This window comes from Microbispora corallina (genome assembly GCF_016863035.1).
Classification (GTDB): Bacteria; Actinomycetota; Actinomycetes; order Streptosporangiales; family Streptosporangiaceae; genus Microbispora; species Microbispora corallina.
Window position 1 is genome coordinate 1 of record NZ_BOOC01000012.1, and the last position, 19,586, is coordinate 19,586.

The window sequence follows — 19,586 nt, forward strand, 5'->3', positions numbered from 1 at the left end:
CGGCCCGGATCGCCTGCTCGAACGAGCTGCGGCCGTCCGCGAAGCGCCGGTGCAGGTCGTTCGCGGCCCGGTCGCCGTCGAGCGACACGCCGACCTTGACGCCGTGCTCGGCGAACACGTCCAGGAACCGGTCGTCCAGACGGACGCCGTTCGTGTGGAGGCGCAGGTCGAGGTCGCAGATCGGGTCGAGAGCCGCGCGGAGCTCGCCCGCGATCCGGCCCAGCCGCTCGGGACCGGCGAGCAGCGGTTCGCCGCCGTGCAGGACCACCGTGACCTGGGGCAGGCCGTGGGTCTTGACGTGTTCGGCGATGCGGAGCGATGCCCATGTGACGGTTTCGTCCGACATGACCCGGGGACGGCCACGCCAGCTTTGATCAGCGTGTTCGTAGACGTAACAGTGATCGCAGGCGAGATCGCACCGACTGTGGACTTTGAGGACGAATTGTCGGAATGCCCCGAAGGGCCCACTCATGGCGGCCCCCAGGTCGAATCAGATCGACGAGTTGAAAGCCGCGACGGGAACGCGGGGAATGGCCGGGGAGTCGGGCTTGATTCGCCGGAGGATATCGGCGGAGGCGGTCTCGCGGACGAGCGACAGCGGAACGAACCGCAGGTCAACAACCTCGGAAGCGACTTCCGTCCGCTTCTCTTCCGCGAGAGTGCTCATGGCCGTCCTTAAATAACCCGAACCGGCGTTCGGAAAGTGTCAGAGCGGGGTCCGCCGACCCCGCTACAGTACCCCCATTATGGGGGCCACAGGAGGCGAATCCCACATCGCGATCGGCACTCTGACCTGGTCTTTAATGCTGAACGAGCAACGATACTCCGGCGTGCCCGAGGGGTGTCTTAACTATCCTAAACGTTACAAAACCCTAATCTTTTCAGGCGTGTGACGCGGACCAGAGGGTGTGTTCACGGGAAATGGCCTCTTCCGCCTCGTCGACGAAATGCGCCCACTCCGGCTCCGTCGTCGGCCAGTCGGCGCGCACGACGATGTCCCCCAGTTCCAGGGCGGCGACGGCGTACGCCCCTGCGACCTGCTGGTGCTGGCGGGTCTGAAGCCAGGCCACGCAGGCGGCGGCGACCGCTCCCATGATCCCGGGCAGGTCGAGACTGGGGGCACTGCCGGCGAGGGCCGCCTTGATCGCGGCGGCCATCAGGCCGAGCGCCTCGACGACCGCGACCGTGACGAGCCACCGGGCGGCCTTGCGCTCGTGGATCGCCGCCTTAGCCGCGTACCAGGCGCGCTGGTCGTTCAGGCGGCCGACCATGTAGTGGCGTTTGCGCTCGTCGAGCGGGCGTGCGCGCATCTGCCGCATCCCCTCGGTCACCTGCAGCTCCCCATCGACCAGCGGGACCGGCGACACCCCGCGCAGATCCCCGGTGATCTTGCTGAACCGGCGGAGGAGGAGTCTTTCCGGCTCGTGGTCCTCGCCCGCCCCGATGCCGAACGGCTGGCCGCCGACCAGGTAACGCCAGGCCAGCGTCTTGGCCGACTCCGCGGCCGAGCGCGCCTCGTACCACTGCCGGTCGGGACGGGTCGTGAGCAGGTAGACCTCCGTCACGAGCGCGACCGCCATGGCGGCCGCCGCCACGGTCGCCGGGGCGTCCAGGCTGCCCACAACCAGGTCGAACGAGCCGCACGCGGCGGCGACGACCAGGGCGGACAGCCGTACGGCGGTGGCGGACAGGAGCCGTCGCTGCCCGGAGACCGCCGAGCGGTCGGCGGCGCGGTAGAGGGCGGGGAACTCGGAATCGGGAAGCGTCTCCACGCTTCGAGGTGAACCAACGGCTCAAGGAGTGTCAAGTCTTGACGTACCGGGCGGCCAGACCACGACGACGGGAAGGTCGCGCCGCCGCGCGCACGCCACCGCGTCCGCCGTCCCGCCCGCGCCACGGGAGGGACGTCCGTCCCACACGGCGACGAGAAGGTCGGCGGATTCGAGCATCACGTCGTTGGCCGCCGCGTACGCCTCCGGGGAGGCCGTCCGGTACGGCAGCCGCCGGACCACCTCGGCCCGGCCGAGCAGCGCCTCGAAGGCCCCGTCGCCGTACGCCTCCGCCGGCACGACCGCCTCCAGCCGTCCGCCCAGGTCCAGGACGGTCTGCGCGAACAACTGGTCGGCCCCGGCCGCGAGGCAGGAGATGCCGACGAGATCGGGGGCGTGGGATGCGAGGACTCCGCGAAGGGCGGCCTCCAGCAGCGGCACGCTGTCCCGGCTGACGTCGCGGTGGCCGGTCACCGCGATCCGGATCAACGGCGGCGGCCGGGGATCGTGCGACGCGGCCGGGGCAGCCGGCGGAGGACGGCCCTGCCGGCCGCTTCCCCCGTCACGCGATTCACGTCGCCGCTCATGAGGGCGACACTACCGAAATCCGGCGGGCCGTAATCGGTGAGATCATGGTGCGCCGCCAGGGACTCGAACCCCGGACCCGCTGATTAAGAGTCAGCTGCTCTGACCAACTGAGCTAGCGGCGCAAAAGCCCTTAGAGGCTATCGCACCCCGCAGATCGGTCCAAACCAGCTAAAGTAGAACAACATTCGGTCTACGGTTGGAGCGCAGATGTGGTTCGCCTCGCCTGACGAGGTCCGCGGACGGCTGGAGGCCGTCGACTACCTTGCCGACGACGCGACGGCGACATCGGTGTTCCTGGCCGGGGCACTCGGGAAACCCCTGCTCGCCGAGGGGCCCGCGGGGGTGGGCAAGACCCAGCTCGCCAAGGCCGTGGCCGCCTCGACCGGCGCCCGGCTGATCCGCCTGCAGTGCTACGAGGGCCTCGACGAGGCGCGGGCGCTCTACGAGTGGAACTACAAGAAGCAGCTGCTGCGCATCCAGGCCGACGACGACGCGTGGGAGGACATCTTCTCCGAGGAGTTCCTCCTGGAACGGCCGCTGCTGCGGGCGATCAGGAGCGACGGGCCGGCCGTGCTGCTCATCGACGAGACGGACAAGGCGGACGTCGAGGTCGAGGGCCTGCTGCTGGAGATCCTCTCCGACTACCAGATCACGATCCCCGAGCTCGGCACGATCACGGCCGTCCGCCGGCCGTACGTGGTGCTCACCTCGAACGCGACGCGCGAGCTGTCGGAGGCCCTCAAGCGGCGCTGCCTCTACCTGCACCTCGACTACCCCACCCCCGAGCGCGAGCGGGACATCGTGCTCGCCCAGGTCCCCGGCCTGCCCGTGGAGATCGCCGAGCAGCTCGCCCGTACGGTGGCCACGCTGCGGGGGCTGGAGCTCAAGAAGTCCCCGTCCATCGCCGAGACCGTCGACTGGGCGCACACGCTGCTCGCCCTCGGCCGTACGGAACTGGACGAGGCCGCGATCGGCGCCACGCTCGGCGTGGTGCTCAAGCACAACTCCGACCACGTGCGGGCGGCCAAGGAGCTGGGCCTGCCCGGTCCGCGATGAGCCCGCCCCCCGGCGACGCGTCCGCCGAGCCGGACGCCGGCGCGCCCGGCGAGCCGGGCACGGGCGGCTCGCTGGTCGACCGGCACGTGGGCTTCGTGCGGGCGCTGCGGCAGGCCGGCCTGCCGGTGTCGACGGCCGAGGGACTCGACGCGGCGCGCGCCCTCGCCGTCGTCGACCTGTCCCGGCGCGAGACGCTCCGGGAGGCGTACGCGGCGACGCTCGTGAAGCGGCCCTCCCACCGGCCGGGCTTCGACACGCTCTTCGACCTCTGGTTCCCGCCGGTCGTGACCGGGCTCGTCCCGTCCGAAACAGCCGGCGGGACCCCCGACCTCGACCGCGCCGAGGTGCCCGAGCTGCGCGAGCGCCTCGCCGAGCTGCTGATGGGCGACCCCGGCGACCCGGCGTTGCGCGCCTTCGCCCGGGCCGCGGTCGGGCGGTTCGGACGGCTGGACGCGGCGGCCGGGCGGCAGTCGTGGTTCTCCTTCCCGGTGCTGCGGGCCCTGTCGCCGGAGACGCTCGTGGCCCGGATGCTGTCCGCCATGCTCGACGAGCGCGGCGGGTTGCCCGAGAAGGTGGCGAGGCGGCAACTGGCGCGGAGCATCGAGACGTTCCAGGAGGCCGTCGCCGCCGACGTGCGGCGCAGGATCGCCGAGGAGTCGGGCGTCGAGAAGATCGCGAGATCCGCGGTCAGGCCGCCGATCGACCAGCTCGACTTCCTGCGGGTGACGAAGGCCGAGCTCGAGAAGCTGCGCCGGGAGGTCCACCCGCTCGCGCGCAGGCTGGCCACCCGCCTGACCATCAGGCACAGGCACGGGCGTCGCGGACGGCTCGACTTCCGGCGGACGGTCCGGGCGTCGCTGTCCACGGGCGGCGTGCCGCTGACCACCCGCCTGCGCCCCCCGCGGCCGCACCGGCCCGAGCTGGTGATCCTCTGCGACGCCAGCGACTCGGTGTCGACGTTCTCCCACTTCACGCTGCTGCTGACGTTCGCGCTGCGGGAGCAGTTCACGAAGGTGCGGGCGTTCGCGTTCGTGGACACGGTGGACGAGATCACCCGGTTCTTCCGTCCGGGGGACGACGTGCTCGACGCGATCGACCGGATGGCGCGGGAGGCCGACATCAGCCGGTTCGGGCGCACGGACTACGGGCACGTCTTCGAGCGGTTCGCCGAACGGCACGCCGACGCCCTCGGGCCCAGGACCTCGCTGCTGATCCTCGGCGACGCCCGGTCCAACTACCAGGCGCCGGCGCTGGGCACGCTGAAGGCGCTGGCCGCGCGGGCCCGCCGCGCGCACTGGCTCAACCCGGAGCCGCGCGCGCAATGGGACACCGGCGACTCGCTCGCGACCGCGTACGGCACGGTGGTGCCGATGCACGAGTGCCGCAACGTCGCCCAGCTGGCCGCCTTCGTCGAGACGCTCGCCTGAACCGGCGTCTGACGCGCCGGTCACGCCCTTCCCGCTGCCGCGGTCGGTCCCCTTCGCCTGGATCGATCGCGGCCTGCCCGGAGGCCGTCAGGTCATGCGGCGCAGGATGCGGGCGGCCGTCCTCGCGAGCAGCTCGATCTCGTCGGCCGTCAGCTCGGCCGTGCGCTCCGACCTGATCCAGCCGGCGACCCTCCAGGGGTAGGCCACGGTCAGCCCCTCCCCCGCGAGCACCCCGCCCCTCGCCTTGATCCTGCCGCTGTGCACGGCCAGCACCGGGGAGATCGTCACCTCGATGCCGGTCTCCCTGCTGAGCAGGGCGGCCATCGACGCGGCGGCCCCGATCAGCCCCTTGGCGACCGACGTGCCGAACTTCTCGTCGAAGAACAGGCGCTCGCCGTACCGGGCGATGAGGACGTCGGGGGCCCAGGCCTCGTTGTCCACGATCCACACGCCGCCCGGGCCGATGACGAGGTGGTCGATGGACGCCTCACCGGGCACGGCCCGGCCGTCCATGACCCGGTAGCCGTGCCGGCGCAGCGCGAGGCGCAGCAGGCGGCCGGTGCGGACCTCGCCGCGCCGCTTGCCCCGCCACACGGCCGTGCGCTCGTGCAGGCGCCAGGCGATGAGCAGATCGGTCAGGGCGGCCAGGCCGCCGAGCGCCACGCCCGCCAGGAACCCGTTGAGCCCCAGCCGGGGCCCGATCAGGTTGCCGAGGACGAGACCGGCCACGCCGACGGCCGCCCGTACCCGCAGCCTGTTCTTCCTGCCGGCGAACCAGAAGGTCTCGTAGAGGTTCTGCGGCGAGGCGCCCGTGAACTTCTCGTCACGCGGGACGTAGATCGACCCATTGGGCACGCGAATCCCCCCACACTAGTGATGCGGCTTTCTCCCGGGATACCCGAGCGGGAATACCAACTCTCACAAGGTGAGGGAAGTACCGCAACTCCGCTAGTGCGACCGCTAGACCGACCAGTCGGTACGCTAAGGGACGAGGAGAGGGAGGTCGTGATGGCCCGCAGCACAACCGTCGAGGAGCCGGTGCGGCAGCGCCTGCTGGCCGAGGCCACCCGGCTGTTCGCCGAGCGCGGCTTCGAGAGCACGTCCGTCCAGGAGATCGTGGCGGCCGCCGGGGTGACCAAGGGCGCCATGTACCACTACTTCGACTCCAAGGACGACCTGCTCCACGAGATCTACGCCCGCGTGCTGCGGCTGCAGATGGAGCGGCTCAACCGGTTCGCCGACGCCGAGGGCCCGGTGGCCGGGCGGCTGCACGGGGCGGCGGTGGACGTGGTCGTGACCACCGTCGACAACCTCGACGACTCCAAGATCTTCTTCCAGTCCATGCACCAGCTGTCGCCGGAGACGTACAAGAGCGTCCGGGCCGAGCGACGCCGCTATCACGAGCGCTTCCGCGACCTGGTCGCCGAGGGCCAGCGGGCGGGTGTGTTCCGCGACGACATCCCGGCCGAGATGGTGGTCGACTTCTTCTTCGGGTCCGTCCACCACCTCGGCACCTGGTATCACCCCGAGGGCCCGCTGTCTGGGCCGGAGGTCGGCCGCCACTTCGCCGACCTCCTGCTCAGCTCGCTGCGCCCCGGCGTGGACGGCTAGAGCACCGGGGCGGGCCCCGGCAGATCGGCCAGGACGGCGACGGCCTCGCGGTGGTCGCCGGGCGTGCCGAGGATGATCTGGTCGGCCTTGGCCCGCTTCAGATACAGATGTGCAGGGTGCTCCCAGGTCATCCCGATGCCGCCGTGGAGCTGCACGCACTCCTCGGCCGCGTGGACGGCCACCGCGCCGCAGTACGCCTGCGCCACCGCGACCGCGGACGCGGCCTCCTCGCCCCGCCGCGGATCGGCCAGCAGGGCGGCCGCGTTCCTGGCCGCGGCCCTGGCCCCGACCACCTCCAGCCAGAGGTCGGCCAGCCGGTGCTTGACCGCCTGGAACGAGCCCACCGGCCGGGCGAACTGCCTGCGCTCCTTGACGTACGCCACGGTCGTGTCGAGGCACCACTCGGCCACGCCGAGCTGCTCGGACGCGAGCAGGCCCGCTCCGGTGGCGAGCGCCTCGCGGACCCCGGGCGCCCACGTCCCCGTCCGCCGCGCCACGACCCCCGCCGGAGCGGAGGCGAACGTGACGGTGGCCACCGGCCGGGTCAGGTCGAGCGAGGGGACCGCGGCGACGCCGGCGCCCTCCCCGGCGCTCACGGCGCACAGGGCGAGGCTCCCGTCGGACGCCGCCAGCGCGGGCACCAGCAGCACGTCCGCGACCTCCGCGCCGATCACCCCGGTGACCGTGCCGGAGACCCGGCCGTCCGCCCCGAGCGTGACCGCCGGCCCCTTCGGCCCGTACGGCGAGGTGGCCGCGGACACGGCGAGGGCGGCGGTGACCTCACCCGAGGAGAGGCGCTCCAGCAGCCCGGCGGCGACGTCGCCCCCCGCGGCCATCAGGGCGCGGGTGGCCAGGACGGCGCTGCTGAGGAACGGCACGGCGGCGACCGAGCGGCCCAGCTCCTCCAGGACCACGGCCGCCTCGCGGGCGGACGCGCCGGCGCCGCCGAGCTCCTCGGGCACCAGCAGCCCGGCCGCGCCGATGTCGCGGGCGAGCGCCTTCCACAGCTCGGCGTCGTACGGCGCCGCTCCCCCGGCGGCGGCCTCGGCGCGGGCCAGCACGTCCGCCGGCGCGCTCTTGTCGGCAAGCAGGTCGCGCACGGCGGCCCGCAGTTCCTGCTCGACCTCCGTGTAGAGGAGGCTCGTCGAACGGTCGTCGGTCATCGGGGGAGGTCCTTCCAGGCGACGTCCTTGTCGGCGCGCGGCTCGGACGGCAGCCCGAGGACGCGTTCGGCGATGATGTTGCGCAGGATCTCCGAGGTGCCGCCCTCGATCGAGTTGCCCTTCGCGCGCAGGTAGCGGTAGCCCGCCTCACGGCCGAGGAAGTCGACGGCTTCGGGCCGCCGGAAGGTCCAGTCGTCGTAGGCCAGGCCGTCCTCGCGGAGCAGCTCCACCTCCAGCCCGGACAGCTCCTGGTGCAGCCGGGCGAAGGCCAGCTTCATCCCCGAGCCCTCCGGCCCCGGGTGCCCGGCGGCGAGCTGCTCACGCAGCCGTACGGCGGTCAGGCGCAGGACCTCCGCGTCCACCCAGAGCTTGAGCAGCCGCTGGTGCAGGTCGTGCGTGCGCAGCTCAGGCCGCGAGCGCCAGGTGTCGGCGACCACCCCCGCCATCGAGCGCCGGGCCGGGGCCCCGCCGATCGCGACGCGCTCGTTCATCAGCGTGGTCTGCGCCACCCGCCAGCCGTCGCCGACCTCGCCCAGCCGCAGGGAGTCGGGCAGCCGGACGCCCGTGAGGAAGACCTCGTTGAACTCGGCCTCCCCGGTGATCTGGCGCAGCGGCCGCACCTCGACGCCCGGGGCGCGCATGTCGCAGACGAAGTACGTGAGGCCGCGGTGCTTGGGGACGTCCGGGTCGGTGCGGGCCACGAGGATGCCCCAGCGGGCGGTGTGCGCGCTCGACGTCCACACCTTCTGGCCGTCGACCACCCACTCGTCCCCCTCGCGTACGGCGCGGGTGGCGAGCGTGGCGAGGTCGGAGCCGGCGCCCGGCTCGCTGAACAGCTGGCACCACACCTCCTCGCCCGTCCACAGCGGCCGCAGGAACCGCCTGCGCTGCTCGTCCGTGCCGAACGCGAGGACGGTCGGGGCGGCCATGCCGAGGCCGATGCCGATGCGGCCGGGGTCGTTGTCGGGCGTGCCCTTCAGCTCCCGTTCGACGACGGCCTGCAGGTCGCGGCGCGTGCCGAGGCCGCCGAGCCCCTCGGGGAAGTGCACCCACGCCAGCCCGGCGTCGAACCGGGCGCGCAGGAAGCCGAGCCGGTCCGTCCGCGCCGGGTCGTGCTCGGCCAGGAACGACCGGGCCCGCTCGGCGATCGACGCCTCATCCCATGCCACCGACATCACCCCATGTACTTCTTGAGCTCGCGGTAGGCCAGCGAGCGCTTGTGGACCTCGTCCGGGCCGTCGGCGAACCGCAGGGACCGCGCGCCCGCCCACAGGCCGGCCAGCGGGAAGTCCTGGCTGAGCCCGCCGGCGCCGTGGACCTGGATGGCCTTGTCGAGAATCCACTCCACGCCGGCCGGAGTGGCGATCTTGATGGCCTGGATCTCGGTGTGGGCGCCGCGGTTGCCCACGGTGTCCATGAGCCAGGCCGTCTTCAGCACCAGGAGGCGCAACTGCTCGATGCGGACCCGGGACTCGGCGATCCAGTCCTGCACGACGCCCTGCTGGGCCACGGCCTTGCCGAACGCGTTTCGCGACAGGGCGCGGCGGCACATCAGCTCCACCGCCCGCTCCGCCATGCCGATGAGCCGCATGCAGTGGTGGATGCGGCCCGGCCCGAGGCGCGCCTGGGCGATGGCGAAGCCGCCGCCCTCCTCGCCGATCAGGTTGTCCACGGGCACCCGCACGTCCTCGAAGACCACCTCGGCGTGGCCGCCGTGGTCGGCGTCGTCGTAGCCGAAGACCCGCATCCCCCGCCGTACGGTCAGGCCGGGGGTGTCACGCGGGACGAGGACCATGCTCTGCTGGCGGTGCGACGGCGCGTCGGGGTCGGTCTTGCCCATGACGATGAAGACGGCGCAGTTGGGGTTCATCGCGCCCGTGATGTACCACTTGCGGCCGTTGATCACGTACTCGTTCCCATCCCTGCGGATGGAGGTGGCGATGTTGGTCGCGTCGGAGGAGGCGACGTCGGGCTCGGTCATCGCGAAGGCCGACCGGATCTCGCCGTTCAGCAGCGGCTCCAGGTACTCCTTGCGCTGCCAGTCGCTGCCGAACTGGGCGAGCACCTCCATGTTGCCCGTGTCGGGGGCGGCGCAGTTCGTGGCGGGCGGGGCGATGCCGGGCGACCACCCCATCACCTCGGCCAGCGGCGCGTACTGCAGGTTGGTCAGCCCCGCGCCGTGCTCGCCGGGGAGGAAGAGGTTCCACAGGTCACGCCTGCGCGCCTCGGCCTTGAGGTCCTCCAGCAGCGGCGGCGGCCCCCACCCGCTGGTGGCCGCCTGCTCGTGGAAGGCGTGCTCGGCGGGGTAGACGCACTCGTCCATGAAGGCGAGCAGCCGCTCCCGGTGCTCCGTCGTCGTCTCGTCGAAGCCGAAATCCATCAGACCTCCATGAGTCCGCGGGCGACGAGGGGGGCCACCTGCGCGCCGACCTCGGCGAAGCCGCCCCCGACCGTGAGCCCCTGGGTGTAGCGGAAGTGGATGCCCTCGGCGATCACCGCGAGCTTGAAGCAGGCCAGGCCGACGTACCAGCCGAGCCTCGACAGGTCCCGGCCGGACGCCTCGGCGTAACGGGCGACCGTCTCCCGTCCGTCGGGGGCCTGGTCAGGGATCCCGTTGTCGAGGGCCGTGACCTCGCCGTACAGGAGGAACAGGGCGAGGTCGGTCAGCGGGTCGCCGATCGTGGACATCTCCCAGTCGAGCACCGCCCTGACCCGGCCGCCGGCGATGAGCGTGTTGCCGAGCTTGAAGTCGCCGTGGACGATGGCCGGCTCGCCCGACGCCGGGACGTCGCGGGCCAGCCGCTCGTACAGGTCGTCGATGCCGGGGACCTCCCGGCTGCGGGAGGCGTCGAGCTGCCGCTTCCACCGGCTCACCTGGCGCTGCAGGAAGCCCTCCGGCCGCCCGAAGTCGCCGAGCCCGACGTCGCCCGGGGTGATCGAGTGCAGCGCGGCCAGCACGCCGACCAGCTCGCGGGCGAGGGCCGGGGTCAGTGGCGGCTGGCCGCCCTCGACGTGCTCCATGACGTAGAACGGCGCGCCGATCACCTCGGGGTCCAGGCACAGATGGTACGTGCGGGGCACCGGCACCGGGGTGTCCTGGAGCGCGCTCATGACCCGGTGCTCCCGGCCCATGTCGTGGGCCGTGGCGAGAACGTGGCCCAGCGGCGGCCTGCGCACCACGTACGTTTGCGTGGCGTCCCGCACCACGTACGTCAGGTTCGACTTGCCCCCCACGATCAGCTCGGCCGTGAGCGGTCCCTGCGTGAGCCCCTCCTTCTGGAGGTGGTCCGCGAGACGGGCGAGGTCGAGGCCGGGCGGGTCTGCGTTCACGCCGTCAGCGTACCGACCAGACGGTATGTATGTCTAACCTGCGACCGGTTCCCGGAGGCGTCCCGACGTGCCGCTTCACCGGCCTTTCCCCCGCCTCACGGTACGGAGAGCCGTCCGGTGCCCTTTCCATCTCGGTCCGGCTCACCCGGACGCCGGGGGTTCCTCCCCGCTTCGCAGGACCGACCGGAGGACCTCGGCGAAGCCGGCCCGGAGGTCGTCGAGCGTGGGGACGGCCCCCGCGCCGACGACGGCGTCGAAGATCATGCCCTCGGTCACCGCCACGATCTGGCGGCCCTGGCGGCCGGGGTCGGGGGCGCCGGCGGCGGCCAGCATGGCGACGGCCGGGTCTCGGTAGCGGCGGCCGATCTCGTCGTACACCTTGCGCAGCTCGGGCCGCCTGGTGGCCTCCAGGGCGAGCTCGTAGCGCGCGATCGTGGCCCGCCGGTGCACGGTGATCGCGTCGTACGTGGCACGGGCCAGCACGGCGGCGAGCCCGGCGAGGGGGAAGGCGCCCGCGTCCGCGGACCCAGGACGGGCGGAGACGAGCCCGGCGTCCGGGCTCGCAGGACGGGCGGAGGCGGGAGCGGCGTCCGGAAGGGCCGGGGCGTCGAGCGCGATCGCGGACATGACGTCGGACAGCGCGGCCTCCTCCCGCTCGGTCAGCCGGTCGAGGGTCAGTTCGAGCAGCGCCGCTCGCGTCCTGGCCAGGTTGGACGTCGAGCCAGGGGGAAGCCCCGCCGCCTCGTCCACGGCCCGGTGCGTCAGGCCGCGCATCCCGCGGTCGGCCAGGATCTCGATGGCCGCGTCCGCGACGACGGCCGCCCGCTGACTGATCACAGGCCCCATTTTAGGGGGCGGACTACAGGCGTAGTATTGTCAACTACAGGTGTAGTTGACAGGGGAGGCCGTCCATGGCGCGCGCAGTGGTGATCGGCGGCGGGATCGGCGGGCTGACGGCCGCCGTCGCATTGGAGCGGAGGGGCTGGGCGGTGACCGTCGTCGAGCAGGCCGGGTCGGTCGAACCGGTCGGCTCGGGGCTCGCCGTGGCCCCCAACGCGCTGCGGGCGCTCGACACGATCGGCCTCGGCGACGAGATCAGGAAGCTCGCCGCGATCCAGGGCGACGCGGGGATCCGGCGGCCGTCGGGACGGTGGCTGACCCGGACGAGCGCGGAGCAGGCGACGGCCCGTTACGGCGACCCCACCGTGCTGCTCCTGCGCTCGACGCTGGTGGATCTCCTCGCCGGGGCGCTCTCCCCCGGCGCGCTGCGCCTGGGCACGCGCGTCGCGGCGGCCGACCCCGCGACGGGCCGCGTCGCCACCGAGGGCGGAACGCTGGAGGCCGACCTGGTCGTGGCGGCGGACGGCATCCGCTCGGCGACGCGGAGCGCGCTGTTCCCCGGCCATCCCGCCCCGGTGTACGCCGGGGTGACGAGCTGGCGGATCGTCGTGCCGATGAAGGGCCTGGTGCCGGCGTCGGAGACGTGGGGACCCGGCCTCCTCTTCGGGGTCATGCCGCTCGCGGACGACCGGGTGTACTGCTACGCCACCGCCGCCGTTCCCCCGGGCGGCCGCGCGGCGGACGAGCGGGGCGAGCTGGTCCGGCTGTTCGGCCGCTGGCACGACCCCATTCCGGCGCTGCTCGCCGCGGCCGACCCCGCCGCGGTGCTCCGCCACGACATCCACTCCCTCGACGCCCCGCTGCCCGCGTTCCACCGTGGGAGGGTCGCCCTGCTCGGCGACGCGGCGCACGCGATGACCCCCAACCTCGGTCAGGGCGCGTGCCAGGCCATCGAGGACGCCGTCGTCCTCGCGCGGCTCGTCGGCCCCGGCCTCCCGGCGAAGACGACGCCCCAGGCGGACGGCCTCCCCGGCCGGGTGGCGGCTGACGAGGTCGCGGGGCCGGCGGCCGGGACGGCTGGCGATGCCGGCAGCGGGACGGCCGGGACTGCGGACGGCCTCCCCGATCGCGTGGCGGCGGGGCTGGCGGCCTACTCGGCGGCCCGTACGGCGAGGACCCGGCCGATCGTGCGGCGGTCGCGGGCGATCGGACGGCTCACCGGCTGGCGCAACCCGGCGGCCAGGGCGGCCCGCGACGGCATGATCGTCGCCGTGAACCGGCTGCTCCCGGACCTCATGCTCCGGCAGTTCGACGACGTCTTCACATGGCGGGGGTGACGGACGGGTCGGTGCGGTGGAGGACGACGTATCCCTCGCGGTCGAAGACGACCTCGTAGCCCATGGCCTTCAGCTCCTCCACCCGCTCCCGCTGCCGGTCCGGCGACGGCCACGGATAGGCGCCCCGGGCCACGTCCGCCACGATCCACTGCGCCACCGGAGGCCGGTCGTTCCACAGCAGCACCGTGTCCCGGCCCGACAGGCGCGGCCCGATGTGGTTGACGGCCTCCACCACCACCCCGTCCGGCACCTCCCGGATCGCCTGCTCGGCCGCCACCACGTCCGGGTGCCGCTCGTAGAACTCCGGCCTGATCAACTGGTCGAACGGGAAGCGCGGCACCAGCGTGAGCGCGACCACGCACACCCCCAGCGCCCAGGCGCCGCCGGCGGTGCGCGGATCGACCGGGGCGTTGCGCCGGCGCAGCCAGCGCACCAGGCGGGCCGCCCCGTCCACCCCCGCGCACAGCAGGACGGCCACGGTGAAGGCGCTGTGGTGGTAATCGGTCCCCCACCACATCCACCGGTCCGACAGCACCCGCTCCAGGATCTGCGGCACCGCCATCAGCGTCAGCGGCGACAGCAGGCACGTGAACAGCGCCGGCCACAGCAGGAATGCCCACGTGTCGATCTTCACTTGCGGGCTGACCAGCATCGAGAGCACGTGGAGCGGGTCGCCGAACAGGGTGCCGGCGATGGCGCCGGGAGTCCTGCCGATCTGGTCGTAGGCCCAGTACATGTCCGGGTCGCCGCCGACGGCGGGGATGAAGACCTGGCGGGCCAGGACCGTGTAGAGCAGCCCCCCGGCCGCGTAGGCGACGCCGTCCCAGCGGCGGCCGCGCAGCAGGACGAACAGCCCGAACCCGGCCACCATCAGCCCCATGTCCTCCTTCACCAGGAGGAGCCCCGCCGCCGCGAACGCCGTCGCCGCGTGCCGGCCCGCGTGGAACCGCTCGATCATCACCGCCGTCAACAGCGGTGCGAAGGCCACCTCGTGGAAGTCGAAGTTGGCCGCCCGCGCCAAAGGCCACGACACCGCGTACGCCACCACCACCAGGTAGGCCGGCCCCACCCCCAGCACCCGCCGGGTGAACACCCAGATCGGCGGCACCGCCAGCGCGAACAGCACGGCCTGCGCCACGATCAGCGTCTCGGGACCGTCATGGATCCAGTACAGCGGCGCGAGCACGGCCAGGATGGGCGAGAAGTGCTCCCCCATCTGGTTGAACCCGAACCCCTTGCCGAGGTCCACCCCGCGCAGCGGGCTCGTCGGCGCCGACAACGCCGCGAACCCCCGCACCACCTGGTCGAACAGCGTCAGATCCAGGCTCGTCGCCCGGAACAACGACAACCGCGTCAACCCCAGCAACGCGTAGACGCCGGTGGCGGCCACGGTGATCGCGGTGACGGCGACGAGGTGCTGCGCCCGCCTCCGCCGCGGCTCGCCCGCGGCGACCGGCGACGGGGCTGCGGCTACCGGCCCGGCAGGCTCCGCCGCGACCGTGGCCGTGGCGTCGGAGACCGCCGTGGCGACCGCGGACACCGCCGTGGCGACCGGGGACGCCGCCGGCCGGGCGGGGGGAAGGAGGGGGGAGGATTCGGCGGCGGATGCCGTCATTGGACGACCTCAGGCCCGGGCCGCGCCGACCGCGTCGGCGGGCTCCTCGGGGACGGGCCGGGGCCGCGCGTGGTCGGGCGCCAGCCGGCCGAGCGTCACCGTGCCCCCGATGAGCAGGGCCGTCGCGAGAAGGGCGGGCACCACCTTGCCGGGCTCGCTCGGCAGGGGCTCGCCCAGCAGCACGGCCCCCGCCGTGACCGAGGTGATCGGGTCGACCACCTGGACGCCGGCGTAGGCGATGCCGAAGTAGCCCACGGCGTACGACTTCTGGAGCAGCACCACGGCGCACACGAGCAGCACGGGGATGGCCAGCGTGAACCAGGTGACCAGCCGGCTCAGGTCGCCGCCGAGGCCGCCGCCCACGACGCGGACGAAGGTCGACACGGTCGCCGTGACGGACCCGGCGCCCACAGCCGTGAGCAGCGCCTTCGCCGGCCCGCGCACCAGGCGGGCGGCGGAGAACGTCACGGCGACGACGAGCCCGACACACCCGATGAGCCCCAGCGCGGCCGTGTCGGACAGCACGGGCGTGACGTTGCGGGCCGGGACGAGCAGCATGAGCCCGAGCAGCCCGGCGGCCACGGCGACCGACCCGGCGATCTCGGCCGGGCGCGGCCGCCTGCCGTGCAGGGTGGCCGCGAGCGGCACGGCGAACACGAGCGTGGCCACGCTCACCGGCTGCACCAGCACGAGCGGCGCCACACTGAGGGCCACGGCGTGCAGCGACGCCCCCGCGAAGCCGATCACGCCGCCGATCCACCAGCGTGGACGCCGGACGAGCGCGAGGGACGCCCCCTCGGTCACCGCCTCGAACTGCTGCAGGGCCGCGCCCAGCGCGTATCCCAGCGCCCCGACGAGGGCGATGGCCAATCCCACCCACGTCATGGGCGCCGGCCGGTGTCAGGAGAGTGGATGGTCACCACGCAAGCTTAGGGACTGACCGGCCGCCCCGTGGCCTGCCTGTGGATAACCGCGAAATCAGGACCTTTCCGGACAGACGCAGAACAGGTGTCCCTCCGGGTCGGCCAGCACCACCCACCCGTCGCCCGGCTGGAAGTCGGGCCTGCCGGCGCCCAGCTCCAGGTACTCCTGGACCGCCTTGTCCACGTCCGGGACCCGGACGTCGAGGTGGAACTGCTTGTCCGGACCCGGCCAGGCGGCCGGCTTCCGCTCCGGCACCCGCTGGAAGTAGATGCTGACGGCGCCGTCGCCGATGCCGGCGTACTCGTCCTCGGCGTACTGCACCTCGAACCCGAGGATCGTGGCGTAGAACTCGGCGAGCCGCCTGGGCTCGGCGCAGTCGATGGTCACGGCGATGAGCTTCGCGATCGTTGTCATGCCCGCCATGCTGCCGCCCGTACCTGTCAGGGAGTGTCAGGTACGGACGACCGGGCGCGCGTTCCGGTCCCGCGGAGATGGCACCATGAACCGGGCGGACGGAACCAGTCCGGCAGTCGAGTCGTTGGAGCGGGCATGGCGCGGGTAGGCAGGTGGATCAGGCGCGTCCTCGACAGACCGGGGAGCGTCGACCTGGCGCCGTATCAGCGCGTCGTCGCCGAGGCCGCCGCGCTCGAGGACGAGGTCCGCGGGCGGGACGACCTGCGGCCGGCGACCGTCGACCCGGCCTGGGTGGGCACGGCCGACTTCTGCGCCGTCGTCCGCGAGGCGGCGCGGCGGGCGCTCGGGCAGCGGCCCTTCGACGTGCAGCTCACGGGCGTGCTCGCCATGCTGGACGGCCACGTCGTGCAGATGGCGACCGGCGAGGGCAAGACGCTGGTGGGCGCGATGACGGCCGCCGGGTACGCCCTGCGCGGAAGCCGGGTCCACGCCGTGTCCGTCAACGACTACCTGGCCCGGCGCGACGCCGAGTGGATGGGGCCGCTCTACGACCTGCTCGGCCTGACGGCCGGCTGGGTCGCCGAGGGGTCGGCGGCCGGCGAGCGCCGGGAGGCGTACGCGAAGGACGTCACCTACGCGGCCGTCAGCGAGCTGGGCTTCGACGTGCTGCGCGACCGGGTGTGCGTCGACCCGGCCGACCTCGTGACGCCGCCTCCGCGGGTCGCGCTGGTCGACGAGGCCGACTCCGTCCTCGTGGACGAGGCGAGGGTGCCGCTGGTGCTCGCCGGAGCGGCCGACCCCGGGACGGCCCAGCCGGAGATGGCCGCCCTGGTGCGGAGGCTGTCGCGCGGCTACCACTACACGATCGACGAGGAGGGCCGTAACGTCTTCCTCACGCCCAAGGGCACCGACACGGTCGAGAAGGCCCTCGGCATCGACCTGTACGAGCATCCCGGCGTCGTCACCCAGGTCAACCTCGCCCTGCACGCCCAGGCCCTGCTCACCCGCGACGTGGACTACATCGTGCGGGACGGCCGCGTCCACCTGGTCAACGCCTCCCGCGGACGGGTCGCCATGCTCCAGCGGTGGCCGGACGGCCTCCAGGCCGCCGTCGAGGCCAAGGAGCGGCTGCCCGCCTCCGAGACCGGGGAGATCCTCGACTCGCTGACGATCCAGTCGCTGATCCGCCGCTATCCCCGCATCTGCGGCATGACCGGGACCGCTCTCGCCGTGGCCGACCAACTGCGGGAGTTCTACGACCTGAAGGTGGCGGTCATCCCGCCGAACCGGCCGTGCGTCCGGGTGGACGAGCCCGACCGGATCTATCCCACGGCCGAGGCCAAGGAACAGGCGCTGCTGGACGAGATCGAGACCCGGCACGCCACCGGGCGGCCGGTCCTCGTCGGCACGCTCGACGTCGCCGAGTCCGAGCGGCTGGACGAGGCGCTGCGCGGACGGGGCCTTCGGCCCGTCGTGCTGAACGCGAAGAACGACGCCGAGGAGGCGGCGATCATCGCGCGTGCGGGCGAGCGCGGAGCGCTCACGGTGTCCACGCAGATGGCCGGGCGGGGCACCGACATCCGCCTCGGCGGCGGCGACCCGGAGCAGGAGGCCGAGGTCGCCGCGCTGGGCGGGCTCTACGTCATCGGCACGGGACGGCACGAGAGCAGCAGGCTCGACGACCAGCTCCGGGGGCGGGCCGGGCGCCAGGGCGACCCGGGCGGCTCGGTGTTCCTCGTGAGCGGCGAGGACCACCTGCTCACGGCGTACGCGCCCGACGACGCGCTGCCTCCCGCCGACCCCGACGGCGTCGTACGGGACGGGCGCGCGGGCATCCTGGTCGCGCACGCCCAGCGGGTGGCCGAGGGGGTCAATCTCGAGATCCACCGCAACACCTGGCGCTACACGCGGGTCCTGGAGAAGCAGCGGGCCGAGATCCTGGAACGGCGCGACCGCGTCCTGCACGGCGACGCGGGGGCCGAGGCGCTGCGGATCGCCTGCCCCGACCGCTATCGCGAGCTGGAGGAGACGGCCGGCGAGGAGACCGTGAGCCGCGCGGCCCGGCAGATCGTGCTGTTCCACATCGACCGGTGCTGGACGGAGCACCTGGGCTTCCTGTCGGACCTCCGCGAGGGCATCCACCTGCGGGCGCTCGGGCGGCTCAACCCGCTGGACGAGTTCAACCGGGAGGCCGTCCCCGCCTACCGGGCCATGCTCGACGAGATCGAACGGCGGTCGAAGGAGACGTTCGAGAAGGCCGACCTCAGCCGCGACCTGGCGGAGCAGGGGCTCAGGCGGCCCACGGCGACCTGGACGTACCTGGTGCAGGACAACCCGTTCGGTTCCGAGTGGGACCGCGTCCTCAAGCGGGTCGCGGGGATGCTCAAGCGCGGCCGGCGGTGACCCCGCCGCCGCGGGCATGCGGCGGCGGGGATCCGGACCGGGGATCAGGTGCAGGCGGTCCCGTTCACGTAGAACGCGGCGGGCGCGGGGTTGGTGCCGGTGTTGCTGCCGTTGAACCCGACCGAGACGGACCGGTGCGGTGCGATGTCGGCGTTCCACGACATGTTCGAGGCCATGACCTGGGCGCCGTTCTGCGTCCACTGCGCCGACCAGCCCGTGGTCACGTGCTGTCCCCCCGAGGGGAACGTGAACGTGAGGTGCCAGCCGCTGATCGCCGTGGTGCCGGTGTTGGCGATCTCGATCCAGGTGGACATGCCGCCGTTCCAGGTACTCGACCCGTACGTGACGTGGCACGCGAGCGGGGGCGGCGGCGGGGGTGAGGAGGGCGGCGGCGAGTTGGGGTTGACGACGTCGTTGTAGACCCGCACCGTGACCGAGCCCGACCTGGCGCCGGACATCCCCCGGGAGTCGACCGCCACGACGTACAGGCTGTGGTCCTCGTACCGAACGGAGTACGACGGCCACGGGAGGTAGACCGTTCCCTCGGTCACCGCGGGCTGGAAGGTGGCCCGCAGCGTGCTCTGCCCGTTGGGCAGGGCCTCGTACACGTAGTAGCAGGCGATGCCGTCCGGGTCGGTGGCCGCCGCCCAGCGCAGGCGGGCCTCGATCATCATGACGCTCACGACCTCGGGCGTGCCCGGAGCCGTCGGCGGGTCGTTCGGCGGGTCGCTCGGCCGGGTCGGGCCGGTGTTGCACGGCCAGGCGGTGGTCGGCGACGGCGCCGGGGTGGGACTCGGATCGGCCGCCGCCCCTCCGGCCGCCGGGATGAGGACGGTCACGGCGGCCAGCACCACGCCGGCGCACGCCCCCAGCCACGCTCTTCGCATCGGTTCGCCCCTCGCGTCGATCAGTCGTGGTCTCGAGGCGATCGTCCGTTCGGGTCCGCGGACCGTCAACGACACGGCCGGCGCGCACGGCGCCGCCCTGCTCGTCGCTGAAAGGTTCAGGGTGGCGGCCGAAAGGGCTATGGGAGGGACGGGCGCCGGCCGCCCGCCCCCGCGCGGACGGGGACGGCCGGGCGGCGCTCAGCAGTGGCCGGTCAGGGGTGG

At 73.1% G+C, this 19,586-nt stretch carries 19 protein-coding genes and 1 tRNA gene; 5 read left to right on the forward strand and 15 right to left on the reverse strand.

Annotation, left to right across the window (positions count from 1 at the left end):
* The 5 genes from Mco01_RS15265 to Mco01_RS15285 all read right to left on the reverse strand — a co-directional run.
* Positions 1 to 472, reverse strand: a 472-nt coding sequence (locus Mco01_RS15265; protein ID WP_204057573.1) for a radical SAM protein, incomplete at its 3' end; no start/stop codon positions are given.
* Positions 473 to 490: 18 nt separating this feature from the next.
* Positions 491 to 667 (reverse strand): hypothetical protein, encoded by a 177-nt coding sequence (locus Mco01_RS15270; protein WP_204057574.1) that lies wholly within the window; start codon positions 665 to 667, stop codon positions 491 to 493.
* 214 nt (positions 668 to 881) lie between these two features.
* A complete protein-coding gene (locus Mco01_RS15275) occupies positions 882 to 1,772 on the reverse strand; it encodes a DUF4231 domain-containing protein (RefSeq protein WP_204057575.1) in 891 nt (296 codons plus the stop codon).
* A gap of 21 nt (positions 1,773 to 1,793) precedes the next feature.
* Positions 1,794 to 2,243, reverse strand: coding sequence for a hypothetical protein (locus Mco01_RS15280; protein ID WP_239103622.1), 450 nt, complete (start codon positions 2,241 to 2,243; stop codon positions 1,794 to 1,796).
* A gap of 159 nt (positions 2,244 to 2,402) precedes the next feature.
* Positions 2,403 to 2,479 (reverse strand) — tRNA-Lys (locus Mco01_RS15285).
* 85 nt (positions 2,480 to 2,564) lie between these two features.
* Between Mco01_RS15285 and Mco01_RS15290 the strand changes: the two genes are divergently transcribed.
* Complete coding sequence (locus Mco01_RS15290) at positions 2,565 to 3,413, forward strand: AAA family ATPase (RefSeq protein ID WP_204057577.1); 849 nt, start codon at positions 2,565 to 2,567, stop codon at positions 3,411 to 3,413.
* On the forward strand, positions 3,410 to 4,840 hold the full coding sequence (locus Mco01_RS15295; RefSeq protein ID WP_204057578.1) for a vWA domain-containing protein: 1,431 nt from the start codon (positions 3,410 to 3,412) through the stop codon (positions 4,838 to 4,840). Before Mco01_RS15290 ends, Mco01_RS15295 begins: the two co-directional genes overlap by 4 nt.
* 87 nt (positions 4,841 to 4,927) lie before the next feature.
* On the opposite strand, the gene Mco01_RS15300 is transcribed toward Mco01_RS15295, so the two are convergent.
* Entirely contained in the window at positions 4,928 to 5,695 is a 768-nt protein-coding gene (locus Mco01_RS15300) for a nuclease-related domain-containing protein (RefSeq protein WP_204057579.1), read from the reverse strand.
* A 153-nt stretch (positions 5,696 to 5,848) separates the two neighbouring features.
* Here Mco01_RS15300 and Mco01_RS15305 point away from each other — a divergent pair, with 153 nt between their 5' ends.
* A complete protein-coding gene (locus Mco01_RS15305; RefSeq protein ID WP_204057580.1) occupies positions 5,849 to 6,451 on the forward strand; it encodes a TetR/AcrR family transcriptional regulator in 603 nt (200 codons plus the stop codon).
* Here Mco01_RS15305 and Mco01_RS15310 read toward each other — a convergent pair.
* From Mco01_RS15310 to Mco01_RS15330, 5 genes are all read right to left on the reverse strand, one after another.
* Positions 6,448 to 7,614, reverse strand: a complete 1,167-nt coding sequence (locus tag Mco01_RS15310; RefSeq protein WP_204057581.1) for an acyl-CoA dehydrogenase family protein — start codon at positions 7,612 to 7,614, stop codon at positions 6,448 to 6,450. The genes Mco01_RS15305 and Mco01_RS15310 overlap by 4 nt on opposite strands.
* Positions 7,611 to 8,789 (reverse strand): acyl-CoA dehydrogenase family protein, encoded by a 1,179-nt coding sequence (locus Mco01_RS15315; RefSeq protein ID WP_204057582.1) that lies wholly within the window; start codon positions 8,787 to 8,789, stop codon positions 7,611 to 7,613. Before Mco01_RS15315 ends, Mco01_RS15310 begins: the two co-directional genes overlap by 4 nt.
* The gene (locus Mco01_RS15320) at positions 8,789 to 9,994 is read right to left on the reverse strand and encodes an acyl-CoA dehydrogenase family protein (protein WP_204057583.1); all 1,206 of its coding nucleotides are present in this window, start codon (positions 9,992 to 9,994) and stop codon (positions 8,789 to 8,791) included. The genes Mco01_RS15315 and Mco01_RS15320 overlap by 1 nt, the downstream gene beginning before the upstream one ends.
* Positions 9,994 to 10,944, reverse strand: coding sequence for a phosphotransferase family protein (locus Mco01_RS15325; RefSeq protein WP_204057584.1), 951 nt, complete (start codon positions 10,942 to 10,944; stop codon positions 9,994 to 9,996). The genes Mco01_RS15320 and Mco01_RS15325 overlap by 1 nt, the downstream gene beginning before the upstream one ends.
* A gap of 141 nt (positions 10,945 to 11,085) precedes the next feature.
* Entirely contained in the window at positions 11,086 to 11,790 is a 705-nt protein-coding gene (locus tag Mco01_RS15330) for a TetR/AcrR family transcriptional regulator (RefSeq protein WP_204057585.1), read from the reverse strand.
* Positions 11,791 to 11,855: 65 nt separating this feature from the next.
* Here Mco01_RS15330 and Mco01_RS15335 point away from each other — a divergent pair, with 65 nt between their 5' ends.
* Positions 11,856 to 13,121 carry an FAD-dependent monooxygenase gene (locus Mco01_RS15335; RefSeq protein ID WP_204057586.1) on the forward strand — a complete coding sequence of 422 codons (1,266 nt, stop codon included), beginning with the start codon at positions 11,856 to 11,858 and terminating at the stop codon, positions 13,119 to 13,121.
* Here the strand turns inward: Mco01_RS15335 and Mco01_RS15340 are convergent.
* From Mco01_RS15340 to Mco01_RS15350, 3 genes are all read right to left on the reverse strand, one after another.
* The gene (locus tag Mco01_RS15340) at positions 13,105 to 14,736 is read right to left on the reverse strand and encodes a DUF2079 domain-containing protein (protein WP_204057587.1); all 1,632 of its coding nucleotides are present in this window, start codon (positions 14,734 to 14,736) and stop codon (positions 13,105 to 13,107) included. The two genes, Mco01_RS15335 and Mco01_RS15340, sit on opposite strands and share 17 nt — an antisense overlap.
* A 9-nt stretch (positions 14,737 to 14,745) precedes the next feature.
* Positions 14,746 to 15,621 (reverse strand): DMT family transporter, encoded by an 876-nt coding sequence (locus Mco01_RS15345; RefSeq protein WP_204057588.1) that lies wholly within the window; start codon positions 15,619 to 15,621, stop codon positions 14,746 to 14,748.
* Between the two features lie 93 nt (positions 15,622 to 15,714).
* Positions 15,715 to 16,074 carry a VOC family protein gene (locus Mco01_RS15350; protein WP_204057589.1) on the reverse strand — a complete coding sequence of 120 codons (360 nt, stop codon included), beginning with the start codon at positions 16,072 to 16,074 and terminating at the stop codon, positions 15,715 to 15,717.
* 135 nt (positions 16,075 to 16,209) lie between these two features.
* Between Mco01_RS15350 and secA2 the strand changes: the two genes are divergently transcribed.
* Positions 16,210 to 18,477: an accessory Sec system translocase SecA2 gene (secA2, locus tag Mco01_RS15355; protein ID WP_204057590.1), complete on the forward strand. Its 2,268-nt coding sequence runs from the start codon at positions 16,210 to 16,212 to the stop codon at positions 18,475 to 18,477.
* A 44-nt stretch (positions 18,478 to 18,521) separates the two neighbouring features.
* Here secA2 and Mco01_RS15360 read toward each other — a convergent pair whose 3' ends face one another.
* Complete coding sequence (locus Mco01_RS15360) at positions 18,522 to 19,364, reverse strand: cellulose-binding domain-containing protein (protein WP_204057591.1); 843 nt, start codon at positions 19,362 to 19,364, stop codon at positions 18,522 to 18,524.
* Positions 19,365 to 19,586: the final 222 nt, after the last annotated feature.

Bases quoted from the DNA above. Each gene is read 5' to 3' on its own strand.
- Mco01_RS15290 (WP_204057577.1), top strand. From the start codon at position 2,565: ATGTGGTTCGCCTCGCCTGACGAGGTCCGCGGACGGCTGGAGGCCGTC.
- secA2 (WP_204057590.1), top strand. From the start codon at position 16,210: ATGGCGCGGGTAGGCAGGTGGATCAGGCGCGTCCTCGACAGACCGGGG.
- Mco01_RS15295 (WP_204057578.1), top strand. From the start codon at position 3,410: ATGAGCCCGCCCCCCGGCGACGCGTCCGCCGAGCCGGACGCCGGCGCG.
- Mco01_RS15320 (WP_204057583.1), bottom strand. From the start codon at position 9,994: ATGGATTTCGGCTTCGACGAGACGACGACGGAGCACCGGGAGCGGCTG.
- Mco01_RS15340 (WP_204057587.1), bottom strand. From the start codon at position 14,736: ATGACGGCATCCGCCGCCGAATCCTCCCCCCTCCTTCCCCCCGCCCGG.
- Mco01_RS15345 (WP_204057588.1), bottom strand. From the start codon at position 15,621: ATGACGTGGGTGGGATTGGCCATCGCCCTCGTCGGGGCGCTGGGATAC.
- Mco01_RS15360 (WP_204057591.1), bottom strand. From the start codon at position 19,364: ATGCGAAGAGCGTGGCTGGGGGCGTGCGCCGGCGTGGTGCTGGCCGCC.
- Mco01_RS15270 (WP_204057574.1), bottom strand. From the start codon at position 667: ATGAGCACTCTCGCGGAAGAGAAGCGGACGGAAGTCGCTTCCGAGGTT.
- Mco01_RS15315 (WP_204057582.1), bottom strand. From the start codon at position 8,789: ATGTCGGTGGCATGGGATGAGGCGTCGATCGCCGAGCGGGCCCGGTCG.
- Mco01_RS15335 (WP_204057586.1), top strand. From the start codon at position 11,856: ATGGCGCGCGCAGTGGTGATCGGCGGCGGGATCGGCGGGCTGACGGCC.
- Mco01_RS15350 (WP_204057589.1), bottom strand. From the start codon at position 16,074: ATGACAACGATCGCGAAGCTCATCGCCGTGACCATCGACTGCGCCGAG.
- Mco01_RS15305 (WP_204057580.1), top strand. From the start codon at position 5,849: ATGGCCCGCAGCACAACCGTCGAGGAGCCGGTGCGGCAGCGCCTGCTG.
- Mco01_RS15330 (WP_204057585.1), bottom strand. From the start codon at position 11,790: ATGGGGCCTGTGATCAGTCAGCGGGCGGCCGTCGTCGCGGACGCGGCC.
- Mco01_RS15310 (WP_204057581.1), bottom strand. From the start codon at position 7,614: ATGACCGACGACCGTTCGACGAGCCTCCTCTACACGGAGGTCGAGCAG.